Annotated in this window: 12 protein-coding genes and 1 tRNA gene; 9 read left to right on the top strand and 4 right to left on the bottom strand. The window is 40.0% G+C overall.

The window, feature by feature from the left end; all coding sequences use genetic code 11:
* Positions 1 to 123: 123 nt before the first annotated feature.
* Positions 124 to 960 (top strand): MBL fold metallo-hydrolase, encoded by an 837-nt coding sequence (locus B3H30_RS14940; protein ID WP_070561102.1) that lies wholly within the window; start codon positions 124 to 126, stop codon positions 958 to 960.
* An 89-nt stretch (positions 961 to 1049) separates the two neighbouring features.
* On the opposite strand, the gene B3H30_RS14945 is transcribed toward B3H30_RS14940, so the two are convergent.
* The 4 genes from B3H30_RS14945 to rpe form a co-directional block, all read right to left on the bottom strand.
* Complete coding sequence (locus B3H30_RS14945) at positions 1050 to 1922, bottom strand: hypothetical protein (RefSeq protein ID WP_070561209.1); 873 nt, start codon at positions 1920 to 1922, stop codon at positions 1050 to 1052.
* Positions 1923 to 2181: 259 nt separating this feature from the next.
* A complete protein-coding gene (locus B3H30_RS14950) occupies positions 2182 to 4446 on the bottom strand; it encodes an aconitate hydratase (RefSeq protein ID WP_070561103.1) in 2265 nt (754 codons plus the stop codon).
* Between the two features lie 49 nt (positions 4447 to 4495).
* Positions 4496 to 7258 carry a bifunctional aconitate hydratase 2/2-methylisocitrate dehydratase gene (locus tag B3H30_RS14955; protein ID WP_070561104.1) on the bottom strand — a complete coding sequence of 921 codons (2763 nt, stop codon included), beginning with the start codon at positions 7256 to 7258 and terminating at the stop codon, positions 4496 to 4498.
* 358 nt (positions 7259 to 7616) lie between these two features.
* Positions 7617 to 8297: a ribulose-phosphate 3-epimerase gene (rpe, locus tag B3H30_RS14960; RefSeq protein ID WP_070561105.1), complete on the bottom strand. Its 681-nt coding sequence runs from the start codon at positions 8295 to 8297 to the stop codon at positions 7617 to 7619.
* A gap of 151 nt (positions 8298 to 8448) precedes the next feature.
* Between rpe and B3H30_RS14965 the strand changes: the two genes are divergently transcribed.
* From B3H30_RS14965 to B3H30_RS15000, 8 genes are all read left to right on the top strand, one after another.
* A complete protein-coding gene (locus B3H30_RS14965; protein WP_070561106.1) occupies positions 8449 to 10566 on the top strand; it encodes an HD family phosphohydrolase in 2118 nt (705 codons plus the stop codon).
* A gap of 127 nt (positions 10567 to 10693) precedes the next feature.
* A tRNA-Ser gene (locus tag B3H30_RS14970) sits at positions 10694 to 10780 on the top strand.
* Positions 10781 to 11239: 459 nt separating this feature from the next.
* On the top strand, positions 11240 to 12127 hold the full coding sequence (locus B3H30_RS14975; protein WP_070561107.1) for an MBL fold metallo-hydrolase: 888 nt from the start codon (positions 11240 to 11242) through the stop codon (positions 12125 to 12127).
* 228 nt (positions 12128 to 12355) lie between these two features.
* Positions 12356 to 13228 carry an SH3 domain-containing protein gene (locus tag B3H30_RS14980; protein ID WP_070561108.1) on the top strand — a complete coding sequence of 291 codons (873 nt, stop codon included), beginning with the start codon at positions 12356 to 12358 and terminating at the stop codon, positions 13226 to 13228.
* 47 nt (positions 13229 to 13275) lie between these two features.
* Positions 13276 to 15654: a hypothetical protein gene (locus tag B3H30_RS14985; protein WP_070561109.1), complete on the top strand. Its 2379-nt coding sequence runs from the start codon at positions 13276 to 13278 to the stop codon at positions 15652 to 15654.
* Positions 15655 to 16252: 598 nt separating this feature from the next.
* Complete coding sequence (locus B3H30_RS14990) at positions 16253 to 17089, top strand: DUF3347 domain-containing protein (protein ID WP_070561111.1); 837 nt, start codon at positions 16253 to 16255, stop codon at positions 17087 to 17089.
* Positions 17090 to 17266: 177 nt separating this feature from the next.
* Entirely contained in the window at positions 17267 to 18199 is a 933-nt protein-coding gene (locus B3H30_RS14995) for a TIGR01777 family oxidoreductase (protein ID WP_070561112.1), read from the top strand.
* Positions 18200 to 18257: 58 nt separating this feature from the next.
* Complete coding sequence (locus B3H30_RS15000; protein WP_201639160.1) at positions 18258 to 19118, top strand: fumarylacetoacetate hydrolase family protein; 861 nt, start codon at positions 18258 to 18260, stop codon at positions 19116 to 19118.
* The last annotated feature ends 113 nt before the right edge of the window (positions 19119 to 19231 follow it).

Raw genomic sequence — 19231 nt, forward strand, 5'->3', positions numbered from 1 at the left:
ATATTTTTTTAGCACATCAATTTATCACCATCAAAAAATATCACATATTTTTCGTAAATTGTTCCAAGCTTTACAAATATTAATAAGGTAAAAACAGATCATTAAAAGACATATCATCTGCGAATGAAATTACATGCCATAGAAACGGGATTTTTCAAACTTGATGGCGGTGCAATGTTTGGCGTTGTCCCCAAGAGTATCTGGAACAAAACAAACCCGGCCGACTCAAACAATATGTGTACCTGGGGAAACCGCCTGCTCCTCATCGAGGACAGTAATCGTTTAATGATGGTCGATACAGGATTGGGAGACAAACAAAATGAAAAATTCTTCAGCTATTATTATCTTCATGGCGATGCAACGCTGGATAAATCATTAAAAAATAGTGGGTTTGACAGAAGTGATATCACCGATGTCATCCTTACACACCTGCATTTCGATCATTGTGGTGGCGCTATCGCCCGCCAAGGTGAACAACTCGTTCCGGCTTTTAAAAATGCTCATTTTTGGAGCAATAGCGACCATTGGTCTTGGGCTACCGATCCTAATCCACGCGAAAAAGCTTCTTTCTTAAAAGAGAACATTTTACCAATACAAGAGAGTGGGCAATTAAAATTTGTCGAAGATCACCAAAATCCTTTCGGAAGCAATATTGCTATCCGTTATGCACACGGTCATACAGAAGCGATGATGCTGCCTCAGATACTGTATAAAGGCAAAACGATCCTCTATATGGCGGATCTATTGCCATCGGTGGGACATATCCCCATTCCTTATGTTATGAGCTATGATGTTAGACCTCTCGTGACCATGGAGGAACGCAACAGCTATTGGAATGAGATCGTCGATAATGAATACATCTTATTTTTCGAACACGATCCGATACATGAATGCTGTACACTTCAGCGTACTGAAAAAGGTATTCGGGTAAAGGATATTTTCAAACTGAGCGACATTTAGCTGAGACGTTTATAGAAGATGAAATAGGATATAAAAAGAATATACAAAAAAGGCTACTTTAAAGTAGCCTTTTTTGTATCGAATATATTTTAAAACCTAAAGCCCAAAGCCCAGTAATTTTCAAAAAACCATATTTGTTGAGAGGCTTTATCTACGCCTCTTCTTCCAGTTGTACGAATGTTTGTTAAATCAGTCCAGCCCGTTTTGAAATTCCCCTGAAGATAGAGTCCTTTATAAAAACGGTAGTGCAAACCAACTTTTGCCGAAGCGCCATACCCTGCAATGTTCCAAAAATGGTTGGCTCCTTCACCAAAAAGATGTACGTCGGAACGAGGAATCAATAAGCCTACATCCACACCCGATTCCATCGTCAATACCTGTTGACCCTTGCGGTTATTGATGATGTCGTCATAACGCTCTAGCCCTACTGAGGCAAAGTTATAGCCATCGGTGTGTTCAAATGTCAGCATGGCGGAGTCTACAGTAATCAATTCACCGTTATATTGACCAGCGCGATTTCCTGTCGGAATACCAGGGTTAGAAATCTCTTCACCGATAAAACCCGAAATTTTCACCTGTTGCGGAATATCGACCACATATTTCATATGGTCCCATCCCAATGAAATGGAATAATTATCCTTGATATAATAACCAAAGTGCAGATTAAATTGCGGAATAGTCAGTCTGCTTGGATCAAAATACGTTGAACCAAATTTAGTTGGCCTGTCACCCGCTTTTACATCATGCAGAATAAAATTATAATTAGGTCCCGTAAAATGAATATCTGATTTCGCGTAAGAAGAGAAGTTGTACCCCCAAAAGAAGAAGAATTTGCCCTTGTTACTCTCTGTTCTCAAATTTTTCGGTTTGAAAATGCTTTTTCCTATCTCAGGATTTTCTTGGGCAAATAAGGCAGAAACACTTAGTGCAAGTGCTCCAATCGTTAAAAATATTTTTCTCATATCGGTGCTAAAAACGTTGGGCAAAAGTACCGGCATTCTATTTTATAAGCAAATAAAAACAGTGGAAATTGGTAAAATATGACGAAGATCACAGAAATGTCATTCGATTTAAAAAACAAACCTTCTTGACTTCTCAAGCACCGAGAGCAGTTAAAGCAAACTAGCAAGTTCTTTCTGTCGAATAACATCAGACACTTTCAAAAAAAAGCTGCTTCCCATTTCCAGGAAAGCAGCTTTTCATTTTATTTCTAAAGAATTATTATCCTTGATTTTTGCGGATGATATTCAAAGCTCCACCGGCTTTAAACCACTCGATTTGTTGCGCATTGTAGGTATGATTCGCCAAAATCTCTTCCGAAGTACCATCAGCATGATGTAACACAAGCGTTAATGGTTTACCTGGAGCAAATTCTGTCAGACCGATAATATCAATGGTATCATTCTCCTGAATCTTGTTATAATCGTCTTTATTTGCAAACGTTAATCCCAACATACCTTGTTTTTTCAGGTTTGTTTCGTGAATACGGGCAAAAGACTTAACTAAAACAGCACGAACACCTAAATGACGAGGTTCCATCGCAGCATGCTCGCGGGAAGAACCTTCACCGTAGTTTTCATCACCGACCACAATTGAACCAATACCGTGTGCTTTATAGTCCCGCTGTGTTGCAGGAACAGGACCATATTCGCCTGTAAGTTGATTTTTAACGCTATCAGTCTTCTCATTGAAGAAATTCAAGGCGCCAATCAACATGTTATTTGAGATATTATCCAAGTGACCACGGTATTTCAACCAAGGACCAGCCATAGAAATATGGTCAGTAGTACATTTACCTTTCGCCTTAATCAATAGTTTCAACCCTTTCAAATCTGTACCTTCCCATGGAGCAAAAGGCTCCAACAATTGAAGACGATCAGAAGTAGGTGCTACATCAACCACCACCGAACTACCATCAGCAGCTGGCGCTTGGTACCCTGGGTCATCTACCGCAAATCCCTTTGTTGGCAACTCATCCCCCACAGGTGGATCCAGCTTCACTTGTTCACCCTTGTTGTTTATCAAGGTATCAGTTACCGGATTGAAACCCAAATCACCAGAAATTGCAATTGCAGCTACCAATTCTGGCGATGCAACAAATGCATAGGTATTTGGATTACCATCTGCACGTTTTGCAAAGTTACGATTGAAAGAATGAACGATTGTATTTTTCTCTTGTTTATCGGCCCCTACACGATCCCACATACCGATACATGGACCACATGCATTTGTAAAAATTGTCGCATTGAGATCTTCAAAAGTTTTCAGCAAACCATCGCGATCAGCCGTAAAACGCACTTGCTCTGACCCTGGATTAATACCGAATTCAGCTTTTGTGATAAGCCCTTTATCAACAGCCTGTCTTGCAATAGAAGCCGCACGTGACAAGTCTTCATAGGAAGAGTTTGTACATGAACCGATCAATCCCCATTCAACTTGCAGAGGCCAGCCATTTTTCGTTGCTTCTTCACGCATGCGTGAAACCGGAGTATACAAATCTGGCGTAAAAGGACCGTTTAGAGAAGGCTCTAATTCAGACAGATTGATTTCAATTAACTGATCAAAATATTGTTCTGGGTCAGCATAGACCTCAGCATCCGCAGTCAAATGCTGTTTTATAGCATTGGCCGCATCAGCTACTTCGGCACGACCCGTAGCGCGCAGATAACGTTCCATCGATTCGTCATAACCGAAAGTTGAGGTTGTTGCACCAATTTCAGCACCCATGTTACAGATGGTTCCCTTACCTGTACACGATAGCGACTCCGCACCTTCGCCAAAATACTCGACAATGGCACCAGTTCCACCCTTTACAGTCAAAATACCCGCGACTTTGAGGATCACATCTTTTGCTGCCGCCCATCCACTCAACTTACCCGTTAATTTTACACCGATCAGTTTCGGGAATTTAAGTTCCCAAGGTAAACCTGCCATCACATCACACGCATCAGCACCACCCACACCGATCGCAACCATACCTAAACCACCGGCATTCACCGTATGCGAGTCTGTACCGATCATCATACCGCCTGGAAACGCATAGTTTTCCAAAACGACTTGGTGAATAATACCAGCTCCGGGTTTCCAAAAACCGATACCATATTTATTGGATACAGAACTCAAAAAGTTGAATACTTCAGAACTTTCGCTTTTAGCACGAGCCAAATCTTTATCCGCACCCTCTTTCGCCTGAATCAGGTGATCACAGTGTACAGTAGAAGGAACCGCTACCTTTGGACGCCCAGCTTGCATAAATTGCAATAATGCCATCTGTGCAGTTGCATCCTGCATAGCAACGCGATCTGGAGCAAAATCAACGTAAGAAACGCCACGTTTGTAATCCTCAGTAGCATTGCCATCCCAAAGGTGGGCATACAAAATTTTCTCAGATAAAGTCAAAGGTTTGTTAACCACCTGACGAGCAGCAGAAATGCGCTCATCATATTGGCTATAGACCTTTTTAATCATATCTATATCAAAAGCCATATCTCTCTAATTTATGTTGTTTAATTAAGTTACTAAACCCTATCACTAATTATTTTGTTGGAATAGGCGCAAACTTCGTTAAGTTAATGCCTTCCACAGCAGCTTTATATTCTTCAATATTCGGAATCCGGCCCAAAATCGCTGAAAGAACAACAACCGGAGTTGATGCTAATAATGACTCCCCTTTTTTACCATCTCTGTCTTCAACGACACGTCCTTGGAATAAACGGGTTGACGTAGCCATTACCGTGTCACCTTTAGCTGCTTTCTCCTGGTTACCCATACAAAGGTTACAACCAGGACGCTCCAAATACATAATATTCTCGTATTCAGTACGCGCAGTACTTTTTGGTAAAGCATCGCTAAATTCAAATCCAGAGTACTTTTGTAAGAATTCCCAATCGCCTTCCGCTTTTAGCTCATCAATGATATTGTATGTTGGCGCTGCAACGACCAAAGGCGCTTCAAACGTAACAACACCTTTTTGCTGTTCAATGTTTTTCAACATCTTCGATACGATCTTCAAATCGTCTTTGTGAACCATACAAGAACCGACGAAACCTAAATCCACCTTTTTGTTTCCACCATAGTAAGAAAGATCGCGAATTGTATCGTGTGTATAACGTTTCGAAACATCTGCATTATTCACATCCGGGTCGGCGATCATCGGTTCTTCGATAATATCCAGATCAATAACAACTTCAGCGTAATACTTCGCATTGGTGTCTGGAGTTAAAGCAGGCTTAGCACCAGATTTAATTTCCTCAATACGTTTGTTCGCTTTGTCAATTAAGCCCTGCAAAACATTGTTTTTGTTTTCCATGCCTTTATCGATCATAATCTGGATACGGTTTTTAGCGATTTCCAATGATTCGATCAGCGTATTATCCTGTGAAATACAAATAGAAGCTTTCGCTTTCATTTCTGCAGTCCAGTCTGTAAAAGTAAATGCCTGATCCGCTAAAAGCGTACCGATATGAACCTCAATAATTCGACCTTGGAACACATTTTCACCGGCAAACTGTTGCAACATCTGCGCTTGTGTCGCATGAACCACATCACGGAAATCCATGTGTTCTTTCATACTGCCTTTAAACGTAACTTTGACCGATTCAGGAATTGGCATAGAAGCTTCACCTGTCGCTAAAGCTAGCGCCACCGTACCGGAGTCAGCACCAAAAGCAACACCTTTAGACATACGGGTATGTGAATCACCTCCGATAATGATTGCCCACTCATCGATGGTAATATCATTTAATACCTTATGAATAACGTCTGTCATCGAATGGTACACCCCTTGAGGGTCGCGTGCAGTGATCAATCCAAAATCATTCATAAATTTCATCAATTTAGGAATATTGGCTTGTGCTTTTTTATCCCATACCGATGCAGTATGACAACCTGATTGATAAGCCCCATCTACTGTAGGCGAAATTACTGTAGCAGCCATCGCTTCTAATTCCTGCGCAGTCATCAAACCTGTCGTATCTTGCGAGCCAACGATATTCACCTTCACACGCACGTCAGAACCAGCATGTAATACCTTACCTGGCGTTACACCTACCGCATTTTTATTGAAGATTTTCTCCACTGCCGTTAGACCCTGGCCTTCAATTGTAATTTCTTTTGAAGGGGCAAATACTGCTGGCGCTTGAATACCTAAAGTTTCCGCTGCAAAAGTTTGGATCTTTTTACCAAAGACAATAGCATAAGAACCACCTGCTTTAATAAATTCCATTTTTTGAGGAGTCAAAGCTTTCGAAATATCGATTAGCTCCTGCTCGCCGTTATATAATTTTTTAGTCTTGGTATTAATTGTTAAGACAGTACCTGTAGCAACAGAATAAGCTTCTTCAAGAATTGGCTCGTTTTTCTCATTACGGATTACGTTACCATTTTCATCCACTTTCTTCACCCAGTTTTTAAGGTCTATACCGATACCTCCGGTCACGTCCACTGTTGTCAAGAAAATTGGTGAGATACCATTCGTACCACCAACAATTGGTGCAATGTTGACAAAAGGAACGTAAGGGCTCGCTTGTTTACCGGTCCATAGTGCAACGTTGTTTACACCCGACATACGAGATGACCCCACTCCCATTGTTCCTTTCTCAGCGATTAACATAACGCTTTTACCAGGGTGTTGCGCCTGTAATTCAACGATCTGTTGCTGTGCTTCAGGTGTGATCATACATTTTCCATGTAATTCACGATCTGAACGCGAGTGTGCCTGGTTACCTGGCGACAATAAATCTGTCGAGATATCACCTTCACCAGCGATAAAAGTAACCACTTGAATTTCCTCAGCAACCTCAGGCAGTTTCGTAAAAAACTCTGCTTTTGCATAGCTTTCTAAAATATCTTTCGCAACTTCATTGCCTTGCTCAAAAGCTTCTTTCAAACGAGCAGTATCTGCGTCGTATAAGAAAACTTGTGTTTTAAGAACCTCAGCCGCCTGTTTTGCAATAGCTAGGTCTGTGCCCAAAGCCAGGTCCAATAAGACCCTGATCGAAGGACCACCCTTCATATGTGACAACAATTCAAAAGCAAAATCAGGTGTAATTTCAGCAACAACTGATTGACCCAAAATAATTTCCTTCAGAAATTGTGCTTTAACACCCGCTGCAGGCGTAGTACCCGGCAACGTGTTGTAAATAAACAATCTTAAAGATTCAGCTCTATTTTCATTGTTTAAATCTTTAATCTGAGCAATTACCTCACTTAGTAATTCTGCTCCATCAATAGGCTTAGGATGTAATCCTTGGCCTTCTCGTTCTACAACCTCTTGTACGTAATCGTTGTAAATACTCATAGATATCTATCTTTCTATTTTATGGGCAGCATAAAAACACATTATCTTTCTACGCCACCATGTCTGTTATATAATTAAGCTAATACGCCATCTATCGGGTCCCCCTAACAAATCACAAATTAACCCTTCCACTTCATGTTTTGAAGTTGATTCATTTGTCGTAAATCAACTTGTATGACTAATTACAAAAATAGTGAAAATCCAACTTTAAACGCATGCATTCCATTTATTTAAATCAATTTGGAATTGTTCTAAACAGAACTTATGCAATCCCGCTATCTTTCTTTGCAATCCACTATTTTGCATTTATTTCTTTCAAAAAAAAAGGTGATTTATATTATCAAATCACCTTTTCCTTTTATATACTTTCTACAGTTATATCAATGTCTTTTAATGCTTTCACAGTTTCCAAAGGATCTGTCGCGTTGAAGACAAATGAACCTGCCACCAAAACATCTGCTCCCGCTTTCAATAACTGTGCTGCATTCGCAGTCGTTACTCCCCCATCGATTTCAATCAGCAGTCCATCATTCACGCCTTGTGCCATCGTCCTTAGTTCCTGCACCTTGGCGTAGGTATTCGGAATAAATTTCTGACCACCGAACCCTGGATTAACAGACATAATACACACCAAGTCTAAATCTGCAAGAACATCTTTTAATAGAGCAACCGGTGTATGTGGATTCAATGCGACACCAGCTTTACATCCCAATTCTTTTATAGCAGCTATTGTACGATGCAAATGTGTACATGCTTCGTAATGCACTGTAATGATCTCAGCACCCGAATCTTTACATACTTGCAGATAACGATCGGGGTCAACAATCATCAAATGTACATCCAAAGGTTTAGCAGCATGTTTTGCAATAGCCTGCATAACTGGAAATCCAAAAGAGATATTTGGAACGAAAACCCCGTCCATAATATCAATATGAAACCAATCTGCCTCACTGTTGTTTACCATGATAATATCATCGTATAATTTTGCAAAGTCTGCAGCAAGAACGGATGGTGCAATTAGATGTGATTTTGTTGACATGTTGTATTTTTTTTGCAAAGATAACAAGTATTTTTTGTTCATCACAGCATTTACCCGATTTAATACCTACAAACGACAATTGGCAGAAGCTGCAGAAAATAAATTATAACTACATTTGTATATTAACATTATATTAAAAATATAGCTCACAGTGGGAAGACTAAAAATAAAGTACAAAAGAGAATTAAATACAACGGAGAACCTCGTCCGAAAAATTGGATTAATACTTATCACTATTATTCTGATCTGTATATTCCTTCCCAAACAGCCTCGTTTTCGCTATGAATTCCAAAAGGGAAAAGTATGGAATCATGAGAATCTGATATCACCTTATAATTTTGCCATATTAAAAACGCAGGAAGAATTGAATGCGGACAAGAAAAGTATCTTGAACACGATTCAACCGATTTATAATGCCAATACGACGACAAGCAAAGAGCAAATTGATCAGTTCAATACCGATCTGGCCGAAAAATGGCAAAGCAGCAAGCTGGATACAACACATGAGAATATTGCGGATTATAGAAATGCCGGCAATGCCATCTTAAGCCATCTCTATGGCAAAGGCATCCTTTCATTGAACAATCGGTTTCAGAACCGCAGCAATGACAAATCTCCAGCTTCCAAGCATTACAATTTCACACTGATCCAGGACAAAGTTGCCAGTCAAAAAAACACGGCTGACTGTTACACCATCGAAAGCTCTTATGGGTATATGGATGAGATCATGCCCAAATTGACCAAAATAAAACAAAAGAGCTGGCTCGAGGAGACTTTAAAAAACTATATTACCATTAACTATAGTTATAACGACCAGCAGACGGAGGCCTTGGAACAGAATGCCATTGCTAATATTTCAGCGACACGGGGTGTAGTCCAAAAAGGCGAACTGATCGCCGAAAAAGAAAAAATAATTTCCAATGAAACTTACCAGAAACTCGAATCGCTCCGGAAGGTATACGAAGATGAAGGCAAGATCAGTGGTAATCAAAATTATGTGACATTAGGGCAATTTCTAATCATCTCGCTCGCCCTTTCAATTCTAATGGTTTTCCTTTTTCTTTTCCGCAAGGACATCTATTTCAACAACAGATTGCTGGTCATTATCATGATTGTCATTATAGGTATGCTCGGCGTCCTATCCTGGGCCATTAAAATCAAGATACCGAATCTCTATTATATGCCGTTTTGTGCCGTCCCCATTATTATTCGTATTCTATTTGATACGCGTGTGGCGCTAAATATCCATCTGTTGATGGTGCTGCTGGCGGGTCTTTTTGTACCAAATAGTTTTGAGTTTGTCTTCCTGCAATTTATGGCGGGCATCGTTGCGATCTATAGTATTAAAACATTGGTCAAACGGGAGCAGCTGTTCATTTCCTCGGCTATCATCCTCGGCACCTATTGGATTGCTTATATCGGCTTGGTCGTCACCAGAAACGGATCAATAGACACCATTTACTGGTCTGACCTTCTTCCCTTTTTCGTAAGCGTCATGATCACCTTATTGGCTTATCCGATGATCTATGCATTCGAAAAGTTGTTTGGCATTGTCTCTGATCTCACACTCATGGAACTTACCAATAGTAATTCCAAATTATTGCGGGAACTTTCTTTTAAAGCTCCGGGAACCTTTCAGCACTCCCTACAGGTGGCTAATCTAGCGGAAGCCGCTATCTACAAAATCGGCGGGAATCCACTGTTGGTCCGCGCCGGAGCCCTATACCACGATATCGGAAAATTGACAAACCCTCAATTTTTCATCGAGAATCAGAAGACAGAAAAAAATCCGCATGACGAGCTTTCACCGGAACAAAGTGCGCAGATTATTATATCACATGTCATCAAAGGGGTCGATATTGCCAAAAAACATCAATTGCCCGACGTGATCCTTGATTTTATCCGCACACACCACGGAACGACGCGTGTTGACTATTTTTATAACGTTTTTGTCAAGAACAATCCCGACAAACTGGTGGATGAGTCTTTATTTACCTACCCCGGCCCTATTCCTTTTTCAAAGGAAACAGCCGTACTCATGATGGCAGATTCGGTCGAAGCCGCATCCCGTGCGTTAAAAGAACCATCGGAAGAATCTATCAATAATCTTGTCGATAAGATTATTGAACATAAATTGATGCGAGGACAGTTCAATAATAGTAACATTACGCTAAAAGATATCACCGAATCGGCAGTTATTTTTAAGGCAATGCTCAAAAGTATCTACCATGTTCGGGTAGATTACGATTTAAGCAAAAAAACAATGTAATTTTAATTGTCAAACAACAAATTGAATTTCAAACGCTTATTGCAACGTTACATTTTTTTTGCATTTTTTTTATTATTTAGACTTTGCAGAATCAAATAATTGCCTTATGTTTGCAATGTCAAAACGAGGAAGGGTGCCTGAGTGGCCGAAAGGAACAGTTTGCTAAACTGTCGTACTGGAAACGGTACCGCGGGTTCGAATCCCGCCTCTTCCGCAGACAACAGCGCTTTCAGAGAAATCAGAAAGCGCTTTTTTTGTTTCTGGCGCCAAGGCAGCACCAAAAACAGCACCTTGTTTAAAATCCAGCAGAAAGCGGTTCATGAGAACAAGACAGTTCAAGAACACCAGGGCTGACGTCCTCGGGTTGTGTTCGTATTGTGTTCGTACCACCTTCGGAGATGAACAATCTGGCGACAATTATTGACCTAATTCCGACCAGATAATTCCTGTACAGAGTCTGGTCGGAATCAGGTCAGCATTTGTACAATATCTGTATCGCATCCGAATAAGGTACGAAGCAGGTACGAACAAAAGGCAAGTTACATTCCTGAACATCGTTGTACAGTCTTTAGGCCCCAATAAGTATTGCAAATATTTTATCAATTTATTACATTGTGTTTGATTTTCATAACGCTATTAGATTGTTAAAAGCAATTTGTTCAACTTTGGCAATATGAAACAGCTTAAAAGAACAGGTTATCTACAAATTCCCTTCGGTACGCTCGAAATTGTGCTCCTGACAGATGGTTATTTTACACTAGAAACATTACAGCCTACCCTTGCCCCAAAAACACCGTCTCAACTAGTCGAAATGGAACTGCAAAGGCTTTCACTTTCAACAAAGATCTACCAAGCACCCATCATCATCATGCTGATTAAACAACAGAATCGATACATACTCATTGATACTGGTGAGGGACATTATGACACCGACAAAGCCGGAAATTTAATGGAAAGTCTGCTTTTAGCAAATATTGACCGTAATAAGATAACCGATATTCTCATTACGCACGCACATCGCGACCATATCGGTGGCATATTAGATGCCGATGGTTCACCCAATTATCCAAACGCAACTTACTACATGGCTAAACCCGAATTTGAGTTCTGGATGTCAGATCGTCCTGATTTTTCGAAGAGCGAAAATCCAGAAATTGCTCAAGCTAGCATCGATTTAATACGAAAAACACTCGTTGCTATTGAGGTCAAATTACAGCTATTTGAACCGGGCGATCAACTATTTTCCTGCATTCATACAGAATCAGCAGCTGGGCATACCCCAGGACATATCATCTATACAATAAAATCCGACAATAGAGCAATTACAAATCTTGTTGATCTGATACATTCACCGATCCTAGTTTCCCAGCCTCATTGGGGAACTCAATGGGATATTGACTTCGATCGTGCTGTGGATACACGGATAAAAATACTTGATCGCTGTTATCAACAACAGACACTTGTGCTCGCATCTCATATGCCTTGGCCGGGGATAGGCTTCATTGGTAGAAAAAACAACGGTAAAGAATTGGAGTGGATTCCTAAAAACAGCATTAACTAAAATGTCTTTTCCAAAAGACACACAGCAGATAAATAATCTCCTTCAATTCCTGAAATATTCAAAATGCTCTCTTTCATAATTTTTGTTTTTCATCATATCCAATTTTTTGTAGCAAATGACTCAAGGATTATAAAATATCGTTTCTGGTACTATACAAAAAAATACCTGAAACCAGTGATAAGGGGTATGGGCCAATTCAGCTATTTTTGTAGGAAAGAAGAGTGAAAAATGAAAAAGTTAATTGGATGCTATTTTATTATTTTAAGCATCGGACCACTTTGCTTAAAAGCGCAGGAAAATTTAAAGTTTGACGATAATTTCAACGTTTGGAACATACAGAAAGGCCAGTCAGCAACTGTTTTTGCAGCCAAAGCTTACGTCCGTGCTCAACCCAGTCTAAAGGCAGCAATCGTAGATTCTTTATCCGTAGGAAATGTCGTTACGATCAATAGTAATCCCATCAAAGGAAATACACTAAAAAATTTTTATGCTCCTTGGTATGAGATAAGTTATTCCGACGGTAACAGCAAAAAGAATGGATTTATTTGGCTTGGACTATTAGCGCTCGGAAAACAGACCGCATCAGACGGCTCGCAATATATTTACGGTTTTGAACGTTTCACCAAAGGTATCAACGAACAGGAACAGGATCATTTCTCAACCGGGGTAAAGCTTATCGACGCAAATGGAAATTTTCTAGCTGAACACACCTTCCCTTTCGCCTATTCAGAACAAACCTTCTCCCAAAGTAAATTGCTGCCAGCAATGGGGCTGCAAAATGTCAAACACATCATCCGCATTGAATTTCTGGGCGAAGCTTGTGGCATACCCTCTGAATATAACTATGTGGCCTGGACGGGACGGCAGCTGGTTGATCTTCCTAGCCGATATTCGGTTAGTGATGCTGGTGTGTTCTATTACGATGAAAAGATTCTTTTCCCTTCCGAACACGGAAAAAATAATCAGATTATCTATAAATACATTGAAGAGGGAGAAGTTATCGACGATAATGCGGAAAATCCAAATTTTAGGGTCACAAAAAAGAGTGAAGAATTTCTATGGAACGGTATTGGCTTTGAAAAGCTTTCGAAAGCTAAATAGTATTTTAAACAGATTTCAATATACTGAATACATACAAGAATTAATAAATGGAAGAAAAGAATATATATGATTTGTTCTACAGCGGACAACTAGACCTCTTTATTATTGAAGGAGAAAATCAACTACGACAAAACGATCAAGATGTGACGCTTTGGACACACCTCGCCATCGCCTACCACGATCAGCTATTTTATGAGGGCCACGAAGCTATTTTCGATGTGATTCAGGAAAAAATGATTCCCTATTTTCAAAAAGCATTGGCCATCGAACCTAATAATGAAACGACTCTATATCATATACTGAATTATGTTTTAGACAATCAAGCAACACTAGCGCAAATTGGTCGACCAAAATCCCATATTACCGAAGACAATAAAGGTTTATTTATCGAATATGCAAAAAAATTAATCGCTTCCCCGAATATGTCCGGATATGGTCACAATTATTTAACCAATATCTACGAAGGGCTCCAGGATGATACAGCGTTGCTCCCAGCTTTGGAGGCGAGTATTGATTTCGTTAAAGAAACATTCAAGGATGAACGAGAAACCTCTGATCATAATTTTTCCCTCTTTTGGATAAAGAAAATATATCTGCTCGACCGTACAAAACAGATCAACACATCCAATATTTTAGCTTTAATGGAAGCAGATTTTAAGCATTTCATCAGCAGCAACGAAATGAATTATGTGGATCTTGCTGAAATTGCTTACGAAAACAAAGCAATCGACCTAGCATTGCAGATTTTACTTAAGCTCATCAAAGGGGAAAACTCAGCCGTGCATATCCATCAGGAGCTGGTTAAATGGCATACTCGATTTGAAGAATTGATTGCCGAGGGGTATGAGCACCCTGAGGTCTTCTACTATCAGCTTATCATTGAGCGTAATTACTCGGAAGAAATCGGAATCCCCCTTGACTATTATTATCTCCATGCACTCAAATTGATCGACGCCTATCCTGACTCTTACGTCGGTTACCATTTTGCGGCAGCCTATCTCTATGACGAGGGACAGTATGCTGCTGCTATTCCATATCTGACTATGGTAGGCGAACGGAAATGGAACGCAACATCCTGGCGACGTCTAGTTGAATGCACTTTTAAAGCCAATGGAACAGTTTACGATCAGGTCCCTACTTTCAATGACCTTCCCCGTGAATGTTACAATGAAGCTGTTATGCTATCTGATTTCATTCACTCCCTGGACAACTTAACCGCAGTCGATCAGTCTGCACTACAATTGCTCGTCCTCGGACTTTACCGTCAAGCCTACGATGCCTTCAAGGACTATTTTGAACAAAATAAATACGAAAGTGACTATTTTGGAGGCAGTCACAATAGGGCCATGAATTGCAATAATCTAGCTTTAGCTTATAAAGAAGCCGGTGAATTGGAAACCTGTTACGCTATCGCAACCGAAGGATTAAGCTATTCCGACTTTGAAGAACTTCATTTCACCCGAGCCGATACCTTGTCAGCCTTGGAAGATTACGTACGTCTCGAGCAAGTACTTCAACAGTACTTTGACACCTATCAGATCTCGTTGGAAGCCACTCTTGCGCAGCAAGAATTTACTTCAGAAGAAGACGAAGAGGACGAAGAAACGGAGTCTGCCATATTTCCTCCTTGTTACCGCATGCTTATGCATCAAATCGACGTCGAATATCAACTGGGTCGTACAGCGGACATTCAATCCCGGGCGCAACAGCTTCTGGAGTTTATTTACAAATTCTATATTGATCATCCCAATTTAGACGAATATCACTACCGTGACTTTGAAGCGTCAAAGAATGGGATCGAGCATATTATCTATCAGATAACCGAACAGGATAATTTAGCGCAACGCATCTCTTATTACGAACAAATGGCTAAACAATATCCACACGAGGCTCAGCCTCAATATGTGTTGATGCAGCTATATAATGAAAAGAGCAACTACAAAGCCATGAACATCGCTGCGCAGAAATATCTTAAAAATAAACCGGAATTTATTATCGACAATTTCGACAAGGCAAAAACACTCTATCTCATCATTAAAAGCCATTATTACCTTATGGAATTTAGTGCAGGTAAGGAAACATTCCAAAAGCATGATAACTGGGTCCAATCGATCATGGAGCCTAATGACTATGTTCTTTGGTTAAAATTCGGCATTGAACTTTTGGCCGAAAACGGAGCTATAAACGAAGTAGATAAATACGTCAAAGTTTTCAACGGTATTTATGCCCAACACGATTGGGGTTATGACGATGACGTCGAATCGGTTAAATTAGCAGAAGCACATGTGAACTATAAAACTGGGAATCTGAAAAAAGCACACAGCTTACTTGATGAAGTGCTTTCCTATTCGGATCACTCTCCTCTGGCTGATGAATATAAATGTACCTGGAAAAAGCCAGGCTTCTTCTCTGGTTTTAAATTTTAAGTACTTCTTTTGCTTAAAAAAAGAAAGAATTCCAAACGTCGCTCCATGTTATTCGGCCCTCAGAACCCAAATAACATGGAGCGAATAAAAAAGTCCTTAATGCCAAAAAAAGTTAAAAAGGAAGCAGATTCTGCCCAAAACGACTATATTTGAACTGACATGGCAATTAAGCGACTTATACTACTTTTTTTAACCTTAGGTTTTCTGTTAAGTGCACCCGGCGCTTTTGCCTGCCATAAAATGGATGCACACAGCAGTCACACCCAAGATGATGCTACCACTGACAAAAAGGACCATTGTTGTGCAAAATTTAAATCTTCCAAAAAAAAGGCTTTCTGTAAACATCATAAAGCCTGTAAAAATTGTAATTGTCAATGTGCTTATAGTTGTACGATTTTGGCAATTTCCAACCCTCTTGAAAAAGGTCATGAACTTTGCGGTATAGCCATCAAAAAAAATTATAAACCCATAGCGCCAACATTTATTTCTGAAGGATATTTCTGTCCCTGGGTTCCGCCAAAAATAAGTTAATTCTCGTATTGATCATTTATCAATCATTTTTGATTACTTATTTTTATATATTCTTTTATCTAATCATATGAAAATCCAACACTATATCATAACAGGGGCTTTAGTGCTATCCTCTTTGACAAACTATGCACAAGACAACAACACCGTGAACAACAATGTTAAAATTGCCGGGAACTGCGGTATGTGTAAAAAAACAATAGAAAATGCAGGAGCCGCCGCTCAGGCGAAAGTTGAATGGAATGAAGACAACCAAACAGCGACAATAGCCTATGATGCAAAGAAAACGTCCTTAGATGCTGTATTGAAAAGTATCGCTGGAGCAGGCTACGACAATGAAAAATACCTTGCTGCCGAAGACACCTATGCTAAGCTACACACTTGCTGTCAATACGAAAGGAATTTAGCTCCTCCAGCTTCAGACGCCCCCCAAGATGCAACCATTGCAGCGGTAGCTTCAGTAGATAACATCAGCAACGCAAGCAATTTTCAAAAGATCTATGACCAATATTTTCTGCTTAAAGATGCGCTTGTAGCAGCGGATGGTAAACGAGCTGCAGGCCTCGCAAACGATCTTGCCGATGCTATCGCCAAGGTCAAAACTGCTGATCTAACGCAAGCGGAACAGGACGTCTGGAAAACCAAAACAGCATCACTCAAAGCCATTGTAAAGAGCCTACAACAGGCCAAGGATATCAGCAAACAACGAGAATCCTTCGCAATTTTGTCAGAAGATATCTATAGTTTGTCCAAAAACTCAAAACCATCTTCTGCTGTTTATTATCAAAAGTGCCCGATGTTCAATAAAGGTAAAGGTGCCACTTGGTTAAGCCGTCATAAAGAAATCAAAAATCCTTACTATGGCGCAAAGATGCTAACCTGTGGTAGCACAATTCAAACGCTTTAACAAATAACGTCAGTTAATCGACTCTTAAAAGGTTTATCTCGTCGGGAGATAAACCTTTTTTTGTAATTGCTGCCGCAATGATCGATTTTTTATAAACCAAAATAGTATATTTAATATCAGCAGAAATAGGTTCGCTTAAATGACAATATGCGTATATTATAAAACAAGGTTCGATTCATGGAAAAAGTAATTATTACAGGTGGTGCCGGAGCTATAGGTCTTCATTTAACAAAACTATTGGTTGCCAATTTCTATGAAGTTATTATTTTTACTAGAAATCCGAAATCCCATCCCGCACAGCCGAATGTCAGATACGTACAATGGGATCCCTATAAGCAAGAGATAGATGCCAAATCAATTCAGGAGGCCGATTATATCATCAACCTGGCAGGCGCAAACCTCAATGCCAAACGCTGGACAAAAACATATCAGCAAGAAATTATCGCCAGCCGGGTCGAAAGTGGGAAACTGCTCTACCAAAGTCTTAAACAACTACCTAATCAGGTAAAAGCAGTTATATCTGCCTCCGCTATAGGCTGGTATGGAACTGACGATCCCTACCAAAAAAGACCTTTTACAGAAGGAGACCCACAAGGGGGCAATTTTCTATCCTGGGTTTGCAACCTCTGGGAAGGAAGCGTAAAACCTATTGAAACACTGGGAAAAAGACTCGTTGTCTTCCGTTTTGGAGTCGTTATCAGTAAGGATCAGGGAATGCTAAAAGAAATCGGACGCTTCCTACCCTTCCGTTCAGTTCCGATATTGGGTTCTGGCAAACAGATGCTCAGCTGGATCCATATGGATGATCTCTGCCGCATGCTGTTATTTGGTATACAAAATAATACCATAGCCGGGATTTATAATGCCTGCTCGTCCGAACCGCTTCCGCTTGCCGAGTTTACCAAAAGAATAGCGAAACGTCAATACGGTCCATTCTACATACCCCTCCCAGTCCCATCACTGATGATTAAGCTGATGCTCGGAAAAAAAGGAGAGGAAATGGTACTCAATGGGACATGGGTGAGCAACAAAAAGATTGTTCAGGAGAAATTCCCTTTTAAATATCCCCTTTTGGACAATAATTGTATAGATAATTTACATATCGATTAATTGTTAATTCGCGTTAATTTCCGCCCTTTTTGGGACAAAATCCGTATATTTGCGGCTTATGAAGATTTTTAGATATGGCGCAAAGGGCTCCGAAAAAGCGGGAGTCATTTTAAACGAAAAGAAATATGATGTTTCGGAAGGAAATTTTCAATATAACCGCGATTTCTTTGCGGATATTGCAAATTTGGAAAAACTTCAAGCATATATAATTGAAAAAGGCGACAAGCTTAAAGAGATAGCCGACGACGAGCGTATTGGTACACCATTGGAAGCTCCTTCCAAAATACTTTGTGTAGGACTTAATTTCGATGATCACGTCAAAGAGACCAAATTACAACAAGCTTCCGAGCCTATTGTATTTATGAAATCTGTATCTGCATTCAATGGCCCTTTTGATGGAATTACCCTTCCGAAGTTCTCTGTAAAATCTGATTGGGAAACCGAATTTGCCATTGTAATTGGAAAAAAAGCTTCTTATGTTACTGAAGAAGAAGCTTTGGACCATGTGTTTGGCTACGTGCTACACAACGATGTGACAGAGCGTGAATTTCAAATCGAGCGTGGCGGAACCTGGGACAAAGGTAAAGGATGTGACACGTTCGCCCCTATTGGTCCGTTTATAGCAACCAAAGATGAAATCACAGATATCGATAACTTAAGAATATGGCTTAAACTTAATGGTGAAATCATGCAAGACGGCAATACAAGTGATTTTATCTATCGTGTGCCCAAATTGATCTCTTATTTAAGTCACTTTATGAGCTTACTTCCTGGCGATATCATTTCCACAGGATCGCCTGCAGGATCTGGCATGGGCAAATCTCCACAAAGATTCCTGAAAGATGGCGATGTCATCGAATATGGTATTGATGGACTTGGATCGGCAAAACAAGTGATTTCAGCTTATCAAGGTTTATAAAAAATAGATATCTGGGTTCTTTCATTCTTTTTCAGTCTGAAAGAGCCCATTTTCTTTCACTTGATTTTATTTTATCCCCGGCATTTGTGTACATTTATATCAACATCATCCAT

Origin of the sequence: Sphingobacterium sp. UBA7038 (assembly GCF_002494055.1) — a bacterium.
Lineage (GTDB): Bacteria > Bacteroidota > Bacteroidia > Sphingobacteriales > Sphingobacteriaceae > Sphingobacterium > Sphingobacterium multivorum.